Genomic DNA, 20,096 nt, shown 5'->3' with positions numbered 1-20,096 from the left:
TATGAGAAGTTCAGACTCCCCGGTCTACAGCGGCCTGTTCCCGGTCGCTCCCACCCCGTTCACGGAGGACGGTGACCTCGACCTGGAAGGACAGAAGCGTCTGCTGGACTGCATGATCGACCAAGGCGTCGACGGCATTTGCATTCTGGCCAACTATTCCGAGCAGTTTTTGTTGTCGGACGAGGAGCGCGATACGCTGGTCGATCTGTGCCTGTCGCACGTAGCTGGTCGCAAGCCGGTGATGGTGACCTGCAGCCATTTCAGCACCCGGATCGCGGAGGAGCGGGCGCGCTATGCGACCGAGCGCGGCGCGAGGCTGTTGATGCTGATGCCGCCCTACCACGGCGCGGGCCTGCGGACGGATGAAGAGGGCATGTTGCAGCATTTCAGCCGTGTTGCCGAGGCTGCGAAGATTCCCATCATGGTTCAGGATGCGCCGCTAAGCGGCGTGACACTGACGGTGCCTTTTCTGGCGCGTTTAGCGCGTGCGGTGCCGCTCGTCAGCTATTTCAAGGTCGAAGTGCCCTTTGCCGCGGCAAAACTCCGCTCGCTGATAGAGGCCGGTGGCGCGGCCATTGTCGGTCCATTTGACGGGGAGGAGGCCATTACCATGATGGCCGATCTCGACGCCGGGGCTACCGGTACCATGCCGAGCGCGCTGCTTCCGGATCTGTTGCGCGATGTCATTGACAATCACAAGGCGGGACGTCGCGCAGATGCCGCGGCGGCCTATGCGCACGTCCTGCCGTTGATCAACTTCGAGAACCGGCAATGCGGCTTGCGTGCCGCGAAGAGCGTGATGGCGGAAGGCAAGGTCACCAAATGCGAGGCGGTTCGTCATCCGCTCGAGCAGATCCATCCGGAGACAAGAGCCAGGCTGATCGAGCTTGCGCGGGAAGCAAATCCTCTGGCATTGCACTGAGGACGCTGACGCCGAGACGCGGCATGCGGGCACTGGATTTTCGGCTTGACCGTTGATGAAAACTTGGGCTGCGGAATTATCTGTAAGCTGATCCGGTACCGGGAGCGCATGATGTGCGCTCCCGCCGTCTACGCTGCTGGCTTGCCCTGATCGCGAACTGCTCATCAGGTTTCCGGAATTTCGATCTTCTGAACGTGGCGCAGCCATGCAACTCGATAGAATTGATGCTCGTCTTCTTGACCTCGTACAGCGCAACAATCGCCTGACCAGTGAAGAACTCGGCGCGAAGGTCGGTTTGTCTGCATCCGGAGTTCAGCGTCGACTGAAACGCCTACGATCACAACGTGTCATAGAAGGAGACGTTTCAATCGTCTCCCCAAAAGCAATCGGACGGAACGTGAGCCTGTTGGTTCTCATTTCGTTTGAGCGCGATCGGACCGATATCGTCGATCGCTTTAAGCAGACAATCCGCAAAATGCCAGAGGTGATGAGCGGATTCTACGTTACCGGACAGACTGACTTCGTTCTCCTAGTAACAGCAAATAGTATGGAAGAGTACGAGCAGTTTACTCGGTTTTTAGTAGACGAAAACCCAGATATAAAGCGCTTTGAAAGTATGGTCGTTTTGGACAGAGTCAAAGCCGGCTTCACTTTACCAATGGATTCTATCGCATGCTGGTGACCAAGCTAGGCTAGAGCGCAGCGGTTTGAGGTCCAGCTGGAGAGGCCAGCTGGCGGCCGAGCTCAAGCCGTGCGGCTGTAATAAAGCGCGTGTGCAACGACGGCTGAATGTTGCGATCGTTCAGAAAGTGTAGTCGATAGATTGGGAGCGGGTTTGGATATTCCTGGAAGTGGCGCGTGCTGGGCAGATCAGCTCGCGAAATGCCAGTTCATCTCACGCGAGCGTCGGCACCGCCGTCAGCGGTCGGAACTTACCGGGCAGCATGACGCGGCACAGGGCCTCGGTGAAGAAGAAGTCGCCGAACATGGTCGCGCTGCGTACACCCTCATTGTGCGGCTTCGAGTAGCAGGAATTCTTTAACAAGCCGCGATGCAACGGTTCTCTCGCGAACTCATCGCGGCACAGCGCTTCCAGCATCGCCAATCCCTTCTCAGTCCACGCCGAAGCAGCGGCGCCATCGGGATGCAACCGCCCCAGCTCGAGCAAGGCGGATGAAATCACGGCCGCTGCCGCCGTGTCCTTAATGTCGGCATCGGCCTTCATCGCATCGAAGTCCCACGGTGGGATCTGACGTCCAGCGAGGCGCTTCATATGATAGTTTGCAAGCTGTTCGGCGAGGTCTAGATATCGGCGCTGCCCGGTCTCTCGCGCGGAGTTGACAAAGCCGTAGATGGCCCAGCCCTGGCCGCGGGTCCAGGCGGATTCGTCGCCTGCTCCCTGGAACGTATAGCCGCGCTTCCGCGCGCCGCTCACCACGTCGTACTCCACTGCATGATAGGTGGAATGATCGGAGCGAATGAAAGCCTTTGCGGTCATGTCGGCATGCGCTTCGGCGGCCAGGCGATAGCTGCGGTCGCCGCTGTAAGTGGTTGCCCAATACAACAGCGAGAGATTGGCCATCGTGTCAATGGCCGAACTGCATTGCCCGCGCGGGTCGTCCAACGACCCCCAGGAGGCGAGATACGCGCCGCTGCGCGTGGTGATGATCCGAGCGCGCAGCTTGTCGGCCGCGGTCATCGCGATATCCGCATACCAACGATCGCCCGTGATCGCGTGCGCGGGAATCGCGCTGCTGTCAAAGATAAAGCCGATGTCATGCGTGTTGGGGTCGTCCGCGCGCTGAGCCACGAGCCGCATGCGTTCGCGCGCCCAGATCAGGTATTTCTTCTCGTTGGTATGCAGATAACAGGTCAACAACAAGCCAACCCAGAAGCCGCACAGCCAGTTGCCGTGGCTCCAGGCTTCGCCGCTATAGCCCGCCGACAGCGAAGCCGGCAGTTTAATCCAGGAGCCGTCCGGTGCTGTAACATGCGGAAACTCGACGCCCAATGTCGGCTCGTCTTCGGCCACTTTGCGGGCCATAACGTTCAGGACCTCGGTGAACAGTCGCCGCTGCGCGCCAGTGAGTTCGATCGAATTTTTGGTCGTGTCCGGCATGCTTCTTTCCGAGAGAAAACAGGTGGGTGAGATCTTCGCGACGAGCCCCCGATGGGTTTGAGGACTGCCAGTTTCGCTTTGTTTATTCGGCGATGGATCAAAAGTTCAGTGTAGGGAGGCTTTGGCGGAATTCGATTGGCGAGCGGGTGGTGTGTTTCTTGAAACAGCGACTGAAATACGCAGGATCCTCGAAGCCGAGACGGTCGGCGATCTCAGCCACGCCGATTTCGGTGTGCAGCAGCAGCCGCTTGGCCTCCAGCATGATCCGCTCGCGAATGAGCTGAGCCGCGGTTAAACCAAGGGCTTGCCGAGTGGCTTCGTTGAGTGCACGCTCGGTGACCTTCAGAAGCTTGGCATATTCCGCCGTCTCGTTCATGGTGCCGAAATTCTTCTCCAGCGCGCTCTTGAAACGGCGTGATAGCAGCAGGTTTCGGGACGACAGGTCGGCGATGGCGGAAGGTACGGCTATCCGTGAAATCTTCATGAGGAAGATCCGCAAATAGGACCAGATCACATCCTCATGCCCGGTCTTCTCCGCCGTGTATTCTTCGATTATGGCATCCATGATCTGGCGGAGACTCTCGGCCTGCATATCGTCCAGATAAAGCGCGTTGTTGAGATTTTCGAGACTGTAGATCGGAATGTCGGTGAGCGAATGCCGGTTGTGGACTCTGAAAGCGAAGAATTCCGGGCTGAAGCTGATGGTGTGCCCGATCGCGTCTTCCGAGAGCGTGAAATCATGGATCTGCCCTGGGGCCATGAAGAACAGGCTGTTCGGCCGGACTTCATATTTGACGGAGTCGATGATGTGGCAGCCGGTGCCGCGGGTCACCCAGACGATATGATAGAAGTCGTGCCGATGCGGGTAGGGCAGCGTCGATTTCATCTTCTCCAGCGGTGCAAAATGGATGTTGAGCGACTTGATCTCGGAGCCGTAATCGTAGTGCTCTATCTTCACGACCGGCAGTGAACAACACGGTTTTCGGTGCGCTGGCTCGCCTCGCGAAAAGAACGAGCGGACTGCCGCCGGTCGTCGGCCCAGTCTCGCCGGTGATCCTTCTACGTCATCCATCGGCTCTGAGGACGCCATGGGTTGTAATCGTTGAGGTCTGAAAACGATTTCAGTCATTTTTATAGCATCAGTCGCGTTAATATGCCAGCCCCGTTTTCTTGAGGATTCGCCGTCTGGCGAATTTCTGCTGCAGTGGAACGAAGGCCCTGTCTGAAACGTAGATACCTGTAAGCCGAAAGTCCGCTGAGGACTGCCTCGCCAGTCTGTTTGCGGACCATCGTATCCAGGATCAGGATCCGCTGAGAGATAGTCGAAAGCGTCCACTTCCGTTTCGGTGAAAGTGCGGGTCACCGCATGCGTTCGGCCAATCTCGAACTTGCTGAAGCTCGGTAGCCGCCAGGTTTCCGGCTTGGTTGCGATGATCACGAGGCGGCCTTATTGGTAATGGCTATCCCGCCGTCAGACAATGCGTCGATTTCGTCCGCTGCATAGCCAAGCTCGGCCAAGATTTCCCTGGTATGTTCGCCTTGCCGCGGTGGCAATCGACGTAGCGGTGGCGCTTCGCCATCGTAGCGGACCGGATGCGCCAAGAGCCGCACCTCGCCCGCTTGAGGGTGCTCGATCGTCATGATCATGTTGTTATGTGCGACCTGCGGATCGGTTTCGACCTCCTCATAGTCATTCACCGGCGCGTACCAGATGTTGTGCGCATCGAAGATCTCCATCCACTCCGCCGTCTTGCGGCTCTGCACGCGCTCATAGACGATGTGATGGATCTCGTCGCGCCGACGCATCGGATCCTTAGGGTCGTTGAAAGCTGCTAGCTTCGGATAGTCGAGCGCCGCTGCCATCTGCGATATAGGGGTTAGCGAGATCGCGATCCAGCCGTCCGCGGTGCGATAGATCCCGTACGGAGCGGGGTGGAAGCGGCTGCCCAGCGGCGGGTCCGTGCGCGCCCAGAGCCGGCCCTTGTTGAGGTAATAGGTAAACGGCTCAATCTGCAGGTCGAGGGCTGCATTGAGAAGGTTGCTCTCCACCAGCGCGCCGCGTCCGGTGCGCTGACGCGAAAGCAGCGCCGAAACGACGCCGAACGCTGCAAGCGCGGCGGCGTGCTGATCGACAATTGCGGAGCCAACCGGGGTCGGCGGCGCGTCGGCCCCGCCCGAGAGCATGGTCATGCCGCTCATCGCCTGCAGCAACATGTCCTGGCCAGGCCGTTTCAAGTAGGGGCCGGACGATCCATAACCCGAGCAGGAGCAGTATACGAGGCGGGGGTTGACGGCCTTCATGTCTTCATAGCCGAAGCCAAGCCGCTCCAGGACGCCCGGGCGGTAGTTTTCAACCAGCACGTTGGCTTCGCGCACCATGTGCAACACGATCTCTTTCGCCTTTTCGTTGCGAAGATCTAGCGAGAGGCTCCGCTGATTGCGGTTGCCGAGCAGAAAGAAAATGCTCACGCCTTCCTTGAAGGCATCGAATCCGGACCAGCTGCGCTCAAATGCGCCTCCAGGAGGCTCGATCTTGATTACGTCCGCCCCGGCGTCAGCCAGCATCTGCACGGCCGCAGGCCCCTGCAGAAAGTGCGTGAAACTCAAAACCTTAATGCCCTCGAGCATGGAAACCTCATGGCTGGACCCAGCAGTTGTTCTCAAACGTCAGCGCTCACGCTTTGCTTTCATTCGCGCGAGTAGTTCGCGCGAATGATCGTGCGCTGCATTTCGGATGTGCCTTCCACGATTTTCAGCACCTTGGCATCGAAATTTGCCATCAGCGGCGAATTGGCGACCGCAATCGACACGCGATAGTTCCTCGAGCACGATAATGAAGGACAGCCATTCGCCGCCGCCACCGCCATACACGCAGGGTAGGGCAGGCCGGCAAGGCCGAGCCTGCAAGCCTTATTTCGTACAAAAATACTTCTTCTTTCCACAACTGCTGGGACCAGGGCGCGATCTGGCTTTCCGCGAAACGCCGAACGGAATTGAGGATCATCGCGTGCTGATCGTTCAGCGAATGGGGCATGCTCATGGGATCACTTGGATTTCTCGGAAGTCGAATTGTCGGTGAGCGCTTTTTTGGGCTTGCGGCGCGCGGCAAAGGCGCGCAAACCCGTGCGGGCGGCAGTGGTGCCGAAGTTGACGGCGTAGTTCGCGGCCTCCAGATCCAGTCCCGCATTCAGCGGGATCTCGGCGGCGCGGTTGACGCTGCGCTTGGCCATTTCCATGGCGAACGAATCGTGCGTCGCCAACTGTTCGGCAAAGGCCAGCGCCGCCGAATTCAGCTCTGGCGCGGAAGCGAAAACATGAATGAACCCAAACTCCCGGCATTCCCCGGTCGTATAGTGGCGCCCGGTCAACACCATTTCCTTGGCGCGCGCCAACCCCATCTTTCTGACCGCGAGCTGCGTTCCGCCCCAACCAGGGATGGTATTGAGTGTAATCTCCGGAAAGCCAAACCGCGCCGTATCGGACGCGATGATGAAGTCGCACGCCAGCGCGAGCTCGAAGCCGCCGCCCAATGCATAGCCATTCACCATCGCAATAGTCGGCTTTGCGAATTCAGATAGCCTGAACAGGACGCGCTGACCACTTTGCATGTCGCGATACGCCTCGACAGCATTCATCTCGATAAGGCCATCGATGTCGTTGCCAGCCACAAAGGCCTTTTGACCCGCCCCCGTGATCATGACGACACGGGTCGCGCTATCCCGCGCAGCATCGTCAAGCATGTGGTCCAGCTCGTGCATCAGCGCCGGCGTGAACGCGTTCATCTTGTCGGCGCGATTGATGGTGAGCACGCGAACGGCGCCGAGCTGCTCCATCAGCACCAGGCTGTCGCGGTCAGCTGTTTGCATCAAAGGACCTCCAGGTAGTTGTTGCCCGAGGCCGCGGTAGTGCCGCTCTCTGGTTCGTGACCTCGTAGTAAATATGCAGGTGTCGCGCTCCTCATCATTGTCACGCACCACCAGCTTTGCGGTGACGGTGTCCCCGAAATAGCCCGGGGCATCGAAGGTGACGCCATATCGGTAGGGCACTACGCTTGCGGAGCCTTTGCTGCCATATATCCCGTCGCGGTGGAGGGAAGGCCGACCGAGACCGTTCCCTGCGCGATCCGCTTCTTGAAGCGCGTATTCTTGGCGTACTCCTCAGTGAGGTGTACGCCGCAGAAGTCGCCAACAATGTCTGCGAATGCATATACGTTATATTCGGTCACGGTCTTCGCGACGTCGGCGCTATCGCCGATCACGTAACAGTTCATGATAGGTCGCTGGGCCATGATGTTGGATCTGATCTTTAGAGCTGCCGCTATCGTCCCGACATCTGCGAACCTGGAAGTAAGCTTCGGCTGCCGTGGACGTGTGGGCTTACTCTTCCAAATGTTAGAAGCGACCCTGTGCCGGCGTTAGGACAGTTTGTGCGAATGCTTGGATTTTTCGGCAATCGCGTGCAGAGGGGCGCGCTCGAAGGGGTGCGCACTTGTCACCGCAGAAGCGATTGTGCGTCGCGGCGATGATCGGCGCGCTATCCAGATGCCGATGTCACGTAAAAAAGTACAAGAAATTCGGAAATGCGTCCTAACGCGTTGCGCTCTGTTCGCCAATACTTTCGCTCAATTGAAGTCTATCGTCGTATATCAAAAAAGCGCGAAGGGGGAGCGGCAGCGTGAAACATTTGGCGTGAAGCTTTGGGTCCATCCTGAGATCAAGGCGCCAGCGGACCGTCTGCCCGTGATTACACATGGCGCGGTGCAGGACACTGCCGACCTCGCGATGATCGGGCTGGCATTGTCTTCGCCCTCTATGGCGGCGAAGTGCTCTCGCTAATTAGGACGGAGAACGCGTGGTCAGTGCGGACCTCGATGGTCTATCCTAATCTTGCCGTTCCGGTCGGTGGTGCACTGCTCATTTTGCATGCGCTGGTGCAGATGGTTGTGTCGCGCCTGTCGCCCGGTAAGTAGAGACACCCGTCGGTGCGTCGGAATATCGAGCCGCATCTAACAGTTGGGGAGGCGCGATCGTGTGGGGTCTTCATGTTGGCAACGTCCTTCTTGGGCTCGGTGCGCCGGTTGCGATCTCCATTGCAATTGCGAGCGCGCGTGCCGTCGGGTCGACTGGCGCGCCACTGCTGGTCATTCCACTGCAGCTCTTTGCCAACCTGTATAATGTCGGCCCGCTGGCGGTTCCGTTTTTCATGGATGACGATCGCTACGAACTTCGCGGCCGCACCGACATCGATCGCGGCAGGCGGATTGTGCGCGGTGGTGGCGGATTGCGGCTCTTTGCGATCCGATTTTTGATTGTCGGATTTGCGCTGACGCTGATGCCCGGATTCGCCGCCGCAAGGGACGCGCTTAAGGTGACGAATGCCCGGGTTTCCGCATCCGATCAGATCGGCATCGACCTGCCGCTTTTGCTGACAATCAAGAACGATGCAGCCGAAGCTGACGCTATCTTGCGCGTCCGCTGTCCATTCGCGAATTTTTCGGAAAAGCACACTGTTGATCGCGGCGAAGGGGCGCCCGCCATGCGTGCGATTAAGTCAATTCCGATTCCGGAGAACGGGACCCTCGAGCTCAGGCAGGATGGATACCACGTCATGCTGCTACAGACTCGCCACAAACTTGTCGACGGCGAGACGTTCACATGCGCCGTCGTTTTCCAGAAAGCCGGAACAAAAGAAACGGAGGTGCAGGTTTCACGAACGCCCTGATCTCAGTGGACCGTTGAGCCCGCTGGATAAGGCCTCTCAGCCGAATGCCCGGACGCGTGCCGGACGTTCGATCAACCATAATATATCAACGGAGGGCACTACTCATGGAGCGATTGTCAGATCACGCAAGAATATCGACGCGAGCGCGGCTGGTTGCGGTTGCAATCGCCGCGGGAGGCATGCTGGCTGCAGCGCAGGTCTGTGCCGCGGATGAGGTCACTCAGGAACGGCTGCTCAATGTCGGCAAGGAGCCGGGCAATTGGCTTCATCATCATCAGAATTATTCGGCTCACCGGTTCTCTACTCTAAAGGAGATCAACCGCGATAACGTGAAGAACCTGAAGGTCGCCTGGACCATGCACCTCGGCGGGGTCGAAGGCGGTGGGATCTGGAGCCATGGCGGGCTGGAAGGCACTCCCATTGCCGAGAACGGATTCCTGTACGTGACTGATGGCTGGGGTTCGGTCTACAAGATCGATGCGCATGGCGGCCGCGGGGTGCTGGTCTGGAAGATGGATCCCAAGACGGACCGTGACTGGGCTGGTGCTGTGGCGTGCTGCGGCGTCGACAATCGCGGCGTCGCGCTGTGGGGTGATCTCGTCATTTCGCATACGCTCGATGGCCGGCTGATCGCGACCAACAAGGAAACTGGCCAGGTTGCGTGGCAACGGACTGTGGCCGATCCGGACAAGGGCGAGGTCATCACCGGCGCGCCACTGATCGTCAAGAACATGGCGATCACGGGAGTTGCCGGCGCGGAGTACGGCATTCGAGGCTGGCTCGCCGCCACCGATCTCACGACCCAGACGGAGGTCTGGCGCACCTACACAATCCCGGGCAAGGGCGAGCCCGGCAGCGAGACCTGGAAAGACAGCAACAACGCGGCCGCCTCCGGCGGCGGTTCGACTTGGGTTACCGGCAGCTACGATCCCGCCACGGACACCATCATCTGGGGCGTCGGTAATCCCGGGCCTGACTGGGACAGCGCCTATCGGCCGGGCGACAACCTCTACACCGACAGCTCGCTCGCCCTTGATGCCACGACCGGCAAGATCAAGTGGCACTACCAGCACACACCGAACGATCCCTATGACTACGACAGCGTGGCAGAGAACGTGCTGGTCGACATACCCGGACCGAGTGGCCCGCGCAAGCTCGCGCTCGAAGCGGACCGCAACGGCTTCGCCTACGCGATCGATCGCACCACCGGCAAGTTCGTGTGGGGGGTGCCGTTCGTTAAAAAGGTCACTTGGACCAAGGGGCTCGACCCGGAGAACGGCAAGCCGATCGAGTACGATCCGAACAAGCCCGTGCAGACCTACATCGCATCGGTGACGCCGAGCCGCACCAACATGGAAACCGACATCTGCCCCGGCAACATGGGCGGCAAGAACTGGCCGCCGACGGCCTATAATCCCGACCTGAAGCTTTGGTACATCCCGGTGATCGAGAGCTGCAATCGCGTCAAGGTCGAGGTGATGACGCCGGAGAAACTGAAGCCGCGTGAGTTCTGGACTGGCGGCGGCACGAGCCAACCGTTCAAGATCACCGGCAGCGTGACCGCGATCGATGTGACGACCGGCAAGATCGCCCAAAAAATGGCAACGCCGTTCCCCAATCTGGGTGGCATGTTGGCCACTCCCGACCTCGTCTTCACCGGTCAGCCGTCCGGCGAAGTGATGGCCCTTGACGCCAAGTCGCTGCAGAAGCTCTGGGAGTTTAATACCGGCGGCGGCGTTAACGCGCCGCCCATGACCTTCACCGTGGAAGGCAAGCAGTATGTCGCGATCCTGGTCGGCCTGGGCGGCGCCTGGGACAAATGGTTCATCGATTCGACGCGCGAGCTGAAGAAGATTCAGCCGGGATCGATGCTCTACGTGTTCGCGCTCTGACCTGCTCGCAAAGGAGGGTCCGTTAATCCGGACCCTCCAATCTTTTCGAAAAGAGACGCGATGATGGCTTTCAACGTATCCCCGGCGGCGACGAGTATCCTGCTCGTGAGCGTCGTCGCGCTGAATCTTTCGATGTCAGGCCTCGCCTATGGTCAGGCGGCGCAAGTAGCAGTGTCGGACCCGACCAATGCCGGCAAGGCCGTATTCAGCAGGGCCAATTGCATGGGCTGCCACAAATGGCACGGCGATGGCGGCGGCGGCTACGGCGGTGATGCGCTGTCGCTGCGCAAGACCGAGCTGACCAAGGAGCAGATCATCGAGACCGTGGCTTGCGGCCGGCCCGGGACGGGCATGCCGTTCTTCGTGCGAGGCGCCTATGACACAACCAGCTGCTACGACATGACCCGGCAGGATGTCGGTGAACGCATGCCGCCCGAGGGCGGCACGTTTCTGCGACCGAACGATATCGCAGCGGTTGCTGACTATGTGATCGCCCACGTCAAGGGCGCGGGCGAGCCGACGTACGCTCAATGTACGACCTTCTTTGGCAACACGTCGCGCGTATGTGACATCTACAAGGCGGGTGCGGAATCATCCAGCAAGACAGGGACTGAGGGCTCGAAATGAAATCGGCACGTCGCGCCGTGATGTCGGTTGGGGTCTTTCTTGCCGTTGGGATGCAAGCCGCTGTCGCGCAGGTCGAGCCCGAATATGATGTTCGCGATATCACCGTTGGCAGGCCCGTCCATATAGTATCGGACGCAGGCTACGCGAATCTGTGCTGCGCCAGGGATCCAAAGGCCAAGCTGCCAGCTTGGTCCGCGTGGGATGAGTGCCCGGCCGAGCGCGATGGATTGCGAGCAATTCACTTCGAGTTCGATCCTGAGACAAGCCGAGAAGGCACGCTAATTGCGGGTCATCCGGTGCTTTTGACCGTCTTCATTGACGGCAAGGGCATCGTATCGGGCCTCGATATCGAAACCGATCCGAATGCAAGACTGTATGCTCGGAAGAAGGCCTTTCTACTCGCTGCGCAGGTCAGGTCTCGTTACGGCGGCGAAGGGTGGACATGTACCGAAGGGAAGGCGCAAGCCGACGAGCAACCGGTCGGCGGTGTTTTCATCCGCGACACATGCAGAAAGTCACTGCCGGACCGGTTGCTCACCGTCGAGCGCAACTTGTTCAGACGAGCCGGCCGAGACCTGAGGGACTTCGTTGATCGGACGTATGTTCGGATTACCCGGGAGATGCAATAGGGCTTCTCTGCCGAGCCGGTACCTTGTGGTTTCCACTTCTTCAACTTGCGTCATCGGGCTTGGAGAGTTGCCGAGGATGCGAGAGGGCGTGTGCTCGATGCGCAGGCCAAGCTCAGCCTCTCCAAGAAACAAAAGAGATGAAGTGGAACGCGCCGAAGATCGTAGAACTGCCGGTCGGCATGGAAATCAACATGTACGCCTGTGCCAGCGCGGTCGGTATCCCGGACGGTAGGCTTCGTTTGAGGTATTTCGCTTGTTGCCCGATCGGCCCGGTGCAGGTCAGCGGCGGGCGGGTGCCGTAACTGTGGGAGTTAGCGCAGCTTTGCGATGCTGCCACTCGTTTTCACCGGAATGCAGTCAGTTCAATCGCCTCGAATTCGTCCCGTAAGAAGGTTTTTGGCAAATGGCAAAGTTAAACATCAACGGCAGAGATCTCTCCGTGGATGCGGCACACGATACGCCGCTGCTCTGGGTCATCCGCGAGCAATTGCAGATGACCGGTACAAAGTTCGGTTGCGGCGCAGGTCTCTGCGGCGCCTGCACGGTCCATGTCAACGGCGAAGCCGTTCGCTCCTGCCAGACCATGGTCAGCGACGCCGTCGGCAAGAAGATCACCACCATCGAAGGCCTTTCCGCCAAGGGCGATCATCCGCTGCAGAAGGCCTGGATCGCCGAACAGGTCCCGCAATGCGGCTACTGCCAGTCCGGCCAGATCATGCAGGCGGCAGCGCTGCTCTCCAAGAATTCCGACCCGACCAGGGATGAAGTGATCGCGCACATGGATGGCAATCTATGCCGTTGCATGACCTATTCGCGCATTCAGAAGGCGATCATGCGCGCCGCATCCGAAATGCATGCCTCCAACGCCGGCACCGAGCGGAGGGCCACATGAATACGCACGTGAACGTCACTGAGCGCGCGCCCACTAATCTCAGCCGCCGCTCGTTCCTGGTCGGCTCGGCAGCCACCGGCCTCGTGCTCGGCTATGCCGCGGCCCCTGGCATCGAACAGGCATTGGCCGCGCCTTCCAACTTCGAGCCTTCGGTCTGGTATTCGATCGCGCCTGACGGCATCGTGACCGTCACCTGCGGCAAGGCCGACATGGGCCAGCACATCGCTTCCACCATGGCGCAGATCGTGGCCGAAGAGCTCGGCTCGAACTGGAAGGACATGCGGGTTCAGCTCGCCTCCAACGATCCGAAGTTCAACGATCCCGTGCTCGGTGCTCAGATCACCGGCGGTAGCTGGAGCACGATGATGAACTTCGATGCGATGAGCCGCGCGGGCGCCGCGGGGCGAATAGCGTTGACGGAAGCGGCCGCCGGCATCATGGGCGTGCCGGCGGGTGAGCTGGTGGTACGTAACTCCACCGTCTCGCATCCGAAGTCGAAGAAGTCGATGACGTTTGCCGAAATCGTCAAGAGCGGCAAGATCACCAAGACCTTCACGCCGGACGAGCTCAAGGCGATCAAGCTGAAGACGCCCGACCAGTACACCATGATCGGCGTCTCGGTGCCGCAACTCGACATTCCGCCCAAGGTCAACGGTACGGCCAAATACGGCATCGACGTCATGCTGCCGGGCATGGTCTACGGCAAGATCGTCACGCCGCCGGTGCGCTATGGCGCCACGGTGAAATCGGTCGACGATTCCGCTGCCAAAAAGGTGCCGGGCTTCATCAGGGCGGTGACGCTCGACGACCAAACCGGCAGCACGACGGGATGGGTGGTGGCGGTCGCCAATACCTATGCCAACGCTCGCAAGGCGGCCGATGCGCTGAAGATCACCTACGACAACGGCCCGAACGCCAAGCTATCAAGCCAGTCGTTGCTCGACGAGGCCAGGCGGCTGCAGGCGCTCGAGGATTCCGGGCAGTTCTTCGTCAAGGACGGCGACACGGCGGCGGCCTTCGGGACCGCGGCCAAGGTGCTGGAGGCCGAATACACCACCGGCATCAACATCCACGCGCCGCTGGAGCCGATGAACGCGACCGCCGAGTTCAAGGGCGACATCCTGCACATCTATTCCGGCAACCAGTTCGCTACGCGCACTGGGGCAATCGCGGCGGGAGCGGCCGGGATCGATCCAAAATTCGTCGTGATGCACCAGATGTGGCTCGGCGGCGGCTTCGGCCGGCGGCTCGATGCCGACATGATGGTGCCCGCGGTGCAAGCGGCCAAGGCCGTCGGCAAGCCGGTCAAGGTGATCTATTCGCGCGAAAACGATATGACCATGGACTATTCGCGTCCGCTGACCTTCCAGAAGGTGAAGGCGGGCCTGGATGGCGAGGGCAAGCTGATCGCGCTCAACCATGACGTTGTCTCGGCCTGGCCGACCGCGCGCTGGGGAATCCCCGATTTCCTGACGCCATCGGTCGACAAGAAGGGGCCGCTCGACTCCTTCACTGTGAATGGGGCGGACTTCTTCTATTCAGTGCCCAATCACAATGTCCGCGCGATCAAGAACGAGCTGGCGCACACCGCCACCCCGTCCGGTCCGCTGCGCTCGGTGGCGCCGGGCTGGACCTTCTGGGCGGTCGAAAGCATGATCGACGAAATCGCCCATGCGGCCGGCCAGGATCCGGCGCAGTATCGCATCGCGCTATTGGACGGCAAAGGCAAGAACGACGGCGGCGCGCAACGGCTGCGCAACACCCTGCTCGCGGCGATGGGCATGGCCGGCTACGGCACCACCAAGCTGCCGAAGGGCGAGGGCATGGGCATCGCCTGTATCTCGTCGCAAGAACGGGCAACCGCAAGCTGGACCGCCTGCGTAGCCCATGTCGCGGTCGCGCCGTCCGGCGAGGTCAAGGTCAAGAAATTGACTGTTGCCACCGACGTCGGCATGCAGGTGCACCCCGACAACATCCGCGCCCAGGTCGAGGGCGCGGCGCTGTGGGGCCTTTCGCTCGCCATGTATGAGAAGGCGACGCTGAAGGACGGCGGTATCGAACAGAGCAATTTCGATACCTATACGCCGTTGCGGATGAGCCAGACGCCGGAAGTCGCCGTCAACGTCATCGCCAACGGCGACAAACCGACCGGCGTCGGCGAGCCGGCGGTGACGGTTGTGGCGCCCGCGCTCGGCAACGCCATCTTCAATGCCTCCGGCGCCCGCGTCCGCGCATTGCCGATCACGCCGGAAGCCGTGAAGGGCGCGATGAAGGCGTAAGCCCCAGTCACAAGCACCCGACAGGGACGACTCGCCAGGGGGCCTCTCCGGCGAATTTTTTTCGAATTGCATTATCTGAAGCGGACAACCGAATAGATGGGTTAGTTCGGTTCCCGTATTCCGAGGATCCCCGCAAATTGTCCTGTTTAACGGGGAATTCGACTAAGGAGACTGGCTTCGGCCGGCCGCAGGCACCAGCGCTTGCTTGCCAGGTTGATCGAGGGCGCCTGGCACGCCGGCTGCCGATCCGCATTGGTTTCGGTATGACAAGGCTTTACCAGGCCCGCCACGGTCAGCTGTTTGCATCAAAAGTCCTTCAGGAAGTGCTGCCTGAGGCCACGACAGAGCCGTTCTGGTTGGCGTGGCAGAAAGATGCAGGTGTTGCGCTCCTCGTCCTTCTCACGCACCACCAGCTTTGCGGTGACGGTGTCCCCAAAATAGACCGGGGCATCGAAAGTGACGCCCTATCGGTAGGACAGTGCGCTTACGGAGTTTTCGTCCATAGCATGCCATCGCACCATACGTGCTCAACCTGTCCCCATTCGCAGGCGGCTGCGGCATCCGGGAAAAACCCACGTCCATGGAGGTTAGCACTTGTATTGCAAAGCAGCGGAATGCCCGTGAGTTTTTCGTATTCCATGAGAAGTTCGGCGATTTTGTGCTGAGAGGTTCTGCAAACGGTCTGCAATCGCGCAGATTGGTCGAGATGTACAACAGCTGGGATCTTTTCGCGCCATTCTGCTCGTGTCTGGTGATCGAAAAGCATGTAAGGGTCCGGCGTTCCAGGACTGAAAATATCCGGCGCACGATCCTCCAGGCATATCGGCGCCACTGGCCGGAAGTGTTCGCGAAGTTTGATATCATTGAGATAATCCTTCATTCGCGGCGAAGCTGCGGCTGCGAGAATGCTTCTGCTACCCAATGCCCGTGGTCCAAGCTCGGCGCGGCCGGCAAGGAAAATTACGGGCTTGTTGTTGGCGAGAATCGTCGCAAGTTCACGCATGCTACACGGCGCGCCCTCCCATTCCGGCGGGACATCGCGAGCTTGCAGGGCTGGACCACTATAGACCGACCATTCCAACGGCACGAAGCCCTTGTCCGCCGCTAGTGCGGAGCAAGCGGCGCCAATTGCCGAGCCACTGTCATTCGGAAAGGGCGGCACCCAGACGGCATCGAACAGGCCGCTGGCACGTAGTGCACTGTTCCATTTGATATTGAGACCGCAGCCTCCGGCTATACACAAATTGCGCGGCGGCAAACACGAATGCCGCTGCAAAGCAGTCGCCATTTCGCGGAGGAGCAGACGCTCAAGAAAATAATGGAACGATGCGAGCACATCTTCGGGTGCCTTGGCCTTCAACAGGAGCGCGCTGGCCTCGAAAAAGTCATGCACAGCCCCAAGTGGGGAGCCCGCGCCACGGGAGGCCTTCGCGCTGTAACGATGGACAAGCTCAGTGTCGGCCGCAAAGCGCTCCTCATAGAGCTTCTGAAATACCGTGACGATTTCTTCATCAACAGATCCGAGCGCGATGTAGGCCATCAGCTTGCCGGCAACACCGAGGTCCCAGTCGGTGCGGTTCGCCTGCTTAAAGGGTCCGAAGTGATAGCCCGCGGCAGCATAGACTTGGCCAATCATCGGGAATAGGCATCCGAGAAACCGGGCTGCGCGGCGTTCTACATAATAGAGACGTGGAAAAGTGCCGCCGTCCCACACCAGGCAGAACGCGGGTTGTCCGGCTTTGGCAAAGGGACTAGTGCAGTATGCTGATGCCACATGCCCTGTGACGTGCGGATAACTTTTATAAGGGAAGACCGTGTCGCCGAGCATCAGGCCAAAGCCGTCGCGCGAAGTGAGAAGGCCTTCGGTATGGCGCTCAAAATACGTCGCCCCTTTTAGAGTGATAGGCGCCGCCCCACTGAGGACGTGGAACTGCGACTCTACCTCCCCCCACCAGCCGTCGATGACGAACTGATCGACATCCCCCAGGTCCAGACCGTGCTCCGCCAAAGCGAGAACAACTGCATCGAGATTGTCGATGCGTTGATACCGCGGATTGTTGCTCCGCTTTTCCTGCTCGACACAGAAGACTAGCCGTCCGTCCTCGACAAGAGCGATCGCTCCGTCATGCGTCAGCTTGATACCGCAGATGCGCATAGTGTCTCCATAGCTAACGCTGACAATTCGATTCCTATCGAGTGAATCAGAAGCTGAAAACATGCAAGTAAGCAGCCGTTGAACGAGTTTTCATGGCGCTGCTCGCGTCGAGCTCAATCAATCTTTCGTTCCAGATGTCTAATGTCGTCTCCCAGCGCGAGATCCGATTACAAGACACTTCGCTACCGCATTGCATGATTTGGGCCACCGGGATTCAGAGGAATCCAACGCCGTTCCCGGCTCGAACTCGCGTTCACAATCAGCTTGGAGGGTTCCCAACATTGGCGCGTGTGTTTTCGGACAGGAGCATGCGTAACACCCATCAACCGTGAATCGTTCTCTGAAGTAGCCGCGAGCCGGATTTCCGTCTTGGGCGATTTATCCGACTTGTCAGGTCAGGAGTTGAGGTGCCGCAACACCCGACCTTCCATGCACCGATCATCGAGAGCTACCGCGTAGACGCCAAACAGGGGAAGGAATCTGGTTTTGCTTTTCAGTAACCTCGGCATCGACCGATCGTTCGACTGTCTCGTTTCTCGGCATGGCCCTGAAAGATCAGGAGCGTCTCGGCTATTGGCATGAATATGACGCGAGAGGAAAGCTGTCAAAGATGCAGGCACCACATCGCGAGCGGCGGTTCGCGCAACGGAAGGGGAGAAAGAGCGTTTCGCCGCCGTCAAGACGCTTTGTCGAAATCCTTGGATTCCTAAGAAGCCTCATCGATGGCTGTCGCATGGATTTGTTGTTGCGCTGCAAGTATTCGTCACCGACGCCGTGAGGATAATAAAACAGCCATATAGCGTTTCCGCGAAGTCATCCCGTTTGATGCGCCTCGTAAGGCACCGAAATATTTGTGCGGTGAACGTCGTGTTGCTCGTTTCTGCACTCCCGCTTCCAAGTACATCTCGTCAAAAAGTACAAGAAATATGGAAAAGCGTCCTAACGCGGAAATTGGCAGATTGCCATACTTCCCCCCAATCGCGTCAATCGCCGCTTCATAAAAATACCATGGGGGAGACGCCGTGAGCAGCACATTGCACAGTATTGTTGGATCGTTGTCAGTCTGCATCCTTGTCTGCGCGCTTGCGGTCGTTGCCGGTGCGCAATCGGCCGACAAGATCGTCATGAAGCTCGGCCGCACGCTGGCGGCGGACAATCATTATCAGCTTACGGTGCTGGAATTCGCCAAGGCTGAGACGAGCGGTAGGATAGGGATCCAGATTGGTCCGCGGTCGCAACTCCGCGGCGAAGTGCAGACGATGCAAGAGCTGCGGGCATGATCGCGCGTGTTGCACGCTCGACCGAACCGCCGTCGATTGATGCGGCCGTGAACAGACAGAAGCCGATGGGCGGAATATGCGAGAGCATTGGATCGTTACTGGCCAATTTGCCAAGGCGCCGCTTACTTGATTGCCAAATATGACGCGACTGCGCCAGACGCGATCCTATCCTGAAGTTTCCCCATCGATATTCGTAACCGATTTTCACCAGCCGAGCGAACCGGACACATGCACGATATCACTCGACCCACTGCTGCCCCGATCCAGCCAGAGAAGCTAGTTGTCACTAGGAGAATGACGGTCGGTCTCGGTGGAGGCGTAGCCCTGGAGGCGTATGACTGGAACATCTACGGCGTGATGGCCGCGTTTCTGTCGCCGCACTTCTTTCCTTCCGGTGATCCGATCACCTCTCTGCTCGCGGCGCTCGCGGTGTTTGGAGCGGGCTTCCTCGCGCGGCCGCTCGGGGCTGCCTTGCTTGGTCCAGTCGCAGATCGGATCAGCCATAAGCGAGTAATGATGATCTCGGTGACGGCGATGGCGCTGTCCTCATTGCTGATCTCCATCTTGCCGACCTATGACGATATCGGCGTCACGGCAGCTGTGGCGCTGCTTCTTATTCGAATCGTTCAAGGACTTTCCCTTGGCGCCGAGTCGGGTGTCGCGAACGCGATCGCGATCGAACTAGCGCCACCGGGCAAGGAAGGGCGTTACCTTGGCCTGATCGGTGGTACGTTCATTCAGCTGGGCGCAATCGGGGCCAGCATGGTCGCCTTTCTGGTGAGTGCCTCGGTGGCACCTGAGGTGATGCGCGAGTGGGCGTGGCGTATACCCATCGCGTTTGGCGGCGTGCTCGGCTTGTTTATCATTTATCTGCGGACAGCCATGCCGGAGACTTTGGTCAATCGCGCGATGCATCGCCAAGATGAGTTGTCGCGCATTCAAGAAACGACCAGCGGCATATGGAAAACGCTGTGGAGCGTTCGGCTCTCGTTGCTCGCGGTCATTCTGGTCATCGGATCGGTGCAGATCGCTAACTACGCATGGATTGCGGGTCTGCCCAATATGGCCAATACGGTGTTCAAGGAGAACAGCACCTGGGTGTTCGGAATCCTGACGCTGATGGGGCTAACCTGGATGGTCACCGCCCCGTACGTGGGCGCCTTCGCGGACAAGATGCGACCCTCCCGCGCGTTCACGCTGCTGCGCCTGCTGCTCATCCCGTGCTTCTTTCTTACATTGATCTATTCGGAGAAGAGCATCTCCACTTTGTTCATCGTGATGGTGTTCGGCGGAGCTATCGTAGGCTTCAACATGGGGCTCTACAACTTCATTGCCACCACGCTGATGCCGCGTGCCGTTCGGACGACGGGGGTAGCGCTCGGCTATGCTTTGGGCGTCTCGTTGTTTGGCGGGACTTCACCGTATCTCATGGTGTGGTTGCAACGCGAGCACATGACCTGGATATTTCCCGTCTACGGATCATTGATAGCGCTGCTGAGCGTAGTGGTCTATCGCATCGCCAAGAACCGCGGCCGCGTCTACATCGGCAACTGAACCCGTCTGTCTGCCTACTCCGCGCG

At 59.3% G+C, this 20,096-nt stretch carries 18 protein-coding genes and 1 pseudogene; 12 read left to right on the top strand and 7 right to left on the bottom strand.

Annotated elements, in window-relative coordinates:
• The first annotated feature begins 1 nt into the window (after position 1).
• Together HCN58_RS16070 and HCN58_RS16065 are read left to right on the top strand one after the other, a co-directional pair.
• Entirely contained in the window at positions 2-922 is a 921-nt protein-coding gene (locus HCN58_RS16070) for a dihydrodipicolinate synthase family protein (protein ID WP_171580308.1), read from the top strand.
• Between the two features lie 205 nt (positions 923-1,127).
• Positions 1,128-1,604, top strand: a complete 477-nt coding sequence (locus HCN58_RS16065) for an Lrp/AsnC family transcriptional regulator (protein WP_171580307.1) — start codon at positions 1,128-1,130, stop codon at positions 1,602-1,604.
• Positions 1,605-1,817: 213 nt separating this feature from the next.
• Here HCN58_RS16065 and HCN58_RS16060 read toward each other — a convergent pair whose 3' ends face one another.
• The 6 genes from HCN58_RS16060 to HCN58_RS35310 form a co-directional block, all read right to left on the bottom strand.
• Positions 1,818-3,041, bottom strand: a complete 1,224-nt coding sequence (locus HCN58_RS16060; RefSeq protein WP_171580306.1) for a glycoside hydrolase family protein — start codon at positions 3,039-3,041, stop codon at positions 1,818-1,820.
• A 97-nt stretch (positions 3,042-3,138) separates the two neighbouring features.
• Entirely contained in the window at positions 3,139-4,479 is a 1,341-nt protein-coding gene (locus tag HCN58_RS37090; protein WP_210266006.1) for a helix-turn-helix domain-containing protein, read from the bottom strand.
• Complete coding sequence (locus HCN58_RS16050; RefSeq protein WP_171580305.1) at positions 4,476-5,669, bottom strand: CaiB/BaiF CoA transferase family protein; 1,194 nt, start codon at positions 5,667-5,669, stop codon at positions 4,476-4,478. Before HCN58_RS16050 ends, HCN58_RS37090 begins: the two co-directional genes overlap by 4 nt.
• Before the next feature lie 59 nt (positions 5,670-5,728).
• Complete coding sequence (locus HCN58_RS36750; RefSeq protein ID WP_283814576.1) at positions 5,729-5,851, bottom strand: hypothetical protein; 123 nt, start codon at positions 5,849-5,851, stop codon at positions 5,729-5,731.
• 234 nt (positions 5,852-6,085) lie between these two features.
• Positions 6,086-7,015, bottom strand: coding sequence for an enoyl-CoA hydratase/isomerase family protein (locus HCN58_RS16045; protein WP_210266005.1), 930 nt, complete (start codon positions 7,013-7,015; stop codon positions 6,086-6,088).
• 71 nt (positions 7,016-7,086) lie between these two features.
• Positions 7,087-7,329, bottom strand: a complete 243-nt coding sequence (locus HCN58_RS35310) for a MaoC/PaaZ C-terminal domain-containing protein (protein ID WP_210266004.1) — start codon at positions 7,327-7,329, stop codon at positions 7,087-7,089.
• 148 nt (positions 7,330-7,477) lie between these two features.
• Here HCN58_RS35310 and HCN58_RS16035 point away from each other — a divergent pair, with 148 nt between their 5' ends.
• The 8 genes and pseudogenes from HCN58_RS16035 (at position 7,478) to HCN58_RS16000 (ending at position 15,081) form a co-directional block, all read left to right on the top strand.
• Positions 7,478-7,876, top strand: a complete 399-nt coding sequence (locus HCN58_RS16035) for a hypothetical protein (RefSeq protein WP_171580303.1) — start codon at positions 7,478-7,480, stop codon at positions 7,874-7,876.
• A gap of 367 nt (positions 7,877-8,243) precedes the next feature.
• Positions 8,244-8,762 (top strand): copper chaperone PCu(A)C, encoded by a 519-nt coding sequence (locus HCN58_RS16030; protein ID WP_235983632.1) that lies wholly within the window; start codon positions 8,244-8,246, stop codon positions 8,760-8,762.
• A gap of 104 nt (positions 8,763-8,866) precedes the next feature.
• Positions 8,867-10,654: a PQQ-dependent dehydrogenase, methanol/ethanol family gene (locus tag HCN58_RS16025; protein ID WP_171580302.1), complete on the top strand. Its 1,788-nt coding sequence runs from the start codon at positions 8,867-8,869 to the stop codon at positions 10,652-10,654.
• Positions 10,655-10,717: 63 nt separating this feature from the next.
• Positions 10,718-11,281, top strand: a complete 564-nt coding sequence (locus tag HCN58_RS16020) for a c-type cytochrome (protein WP_376701178.1) — start codon at positions 10,718-10,720, stop codon at positions 11,279-11,281.
• On the top strand, positions 11,278-11,910 hold the full coding sequence (locus HCN58_RS16015; RefSeq protein ID WP_171580301.1) for a hypothetical protein: 633 nt from the start codon (positions 11,278-11,280) through the stop codon (positions 11,908-11,910). Before HCN58_RS16020 ends, HCN58_RS16015 begins: the two co-directional genes overlap by 4 nt.
• Positions 11,911-12,047: 137 nt before the next feature.
• A pseudogene (gene pqqA / locus HCN58_RS36745) lies at positions 12,048-12,116 on the top strand (pyrroloquinoline quinone precursor peptide PqqA); the annotation flags it as partial.
• A 197-nt stretch (positions 12,117-12,313) separates the two neighbouring features.
• Complete coding sequence (locus HCN58_RS16005; protein ID WP_171580299.1) at positions 12,314-12,802, top strand: (2Fe-2S)-binding protein; 489 nt, start codon at positions 12,314-12,316, stop codon at positions 12,800-12,802.
• On the top strand, positions 12,799-15,081 hold the full coding sequence (locus HCN58_RS16000; RefSeq protein ID WP_171580298.1) for a xanthine dehydrogenase family protein molybdopterin-binding subunit: 2,283 nt from the start codon (positions 12,799-12,801) through the stop codon (positions 15,079-15,081). The genes HCN58_RS16005 and HCN58_RS16000 overlap by 4 nt, the downstream gene beginning before the upstream one ends.
• Before the next feature lie 484 nt (positions 15,082-15,565).
• Here HCN58_RS16000 and nodU read toward each other — a convergent pair whose 3' ends face one another.
• Positions 15,566-17,236, bottom strand: a complete 1,671-nt coding sequence (nodU, locus tag HCN58_RS15995) for a nodulation protein NodU (RefSeq protein ID WP_171580297.1) — start codon at positions 17,234-17,236, stop codon at positions 15,566-15,568.
• A 1,022-nt stretch (positions 17,237-18,258) separates the two neighbouring features.
• Here nodU and HCN58_RS15990 point away from each other — a divergent pair.
• Complete coding sequence (locus HCN58_RS15990; RefSeq protein WP_171580296.1) at positions 18,259-18,516, top strand: hypothetical protein; 258 nt, start codon at positions 18,259-18,261, stop codon at positions 18,514-18,516.
• A gap of 294 nt (positions 18,517-18,810) precedes the next feature.
• Positions 18,811-20,070, top strand: coding sequence for an MFS transporter (locus tag HCN58_RS15985; RefSeq protein WP_171580295.1), 1,260 nt, complete (start codon positions 18,811-18,813; stop codon positions 20,068-20,070).
• The last annotated feature ends 26 nt before the right edge of the window (positions 20,071-20,096 follow it).

The organism is Bradyrhizobium australiense, assembly GCF_013114825.1.
In the GTDB taxonomy this organism is placed as follows: domain Bacteria; phylum Pseudomonadota; class Alphaproteobacteria; order Rhizobiales; family Xanthobacteraceae; genus Bradyrhizobium; species Bradyrhizobium australiense.
This window is presented reverse-complemented; position numbering and strand designations above follow the sequence as displayed.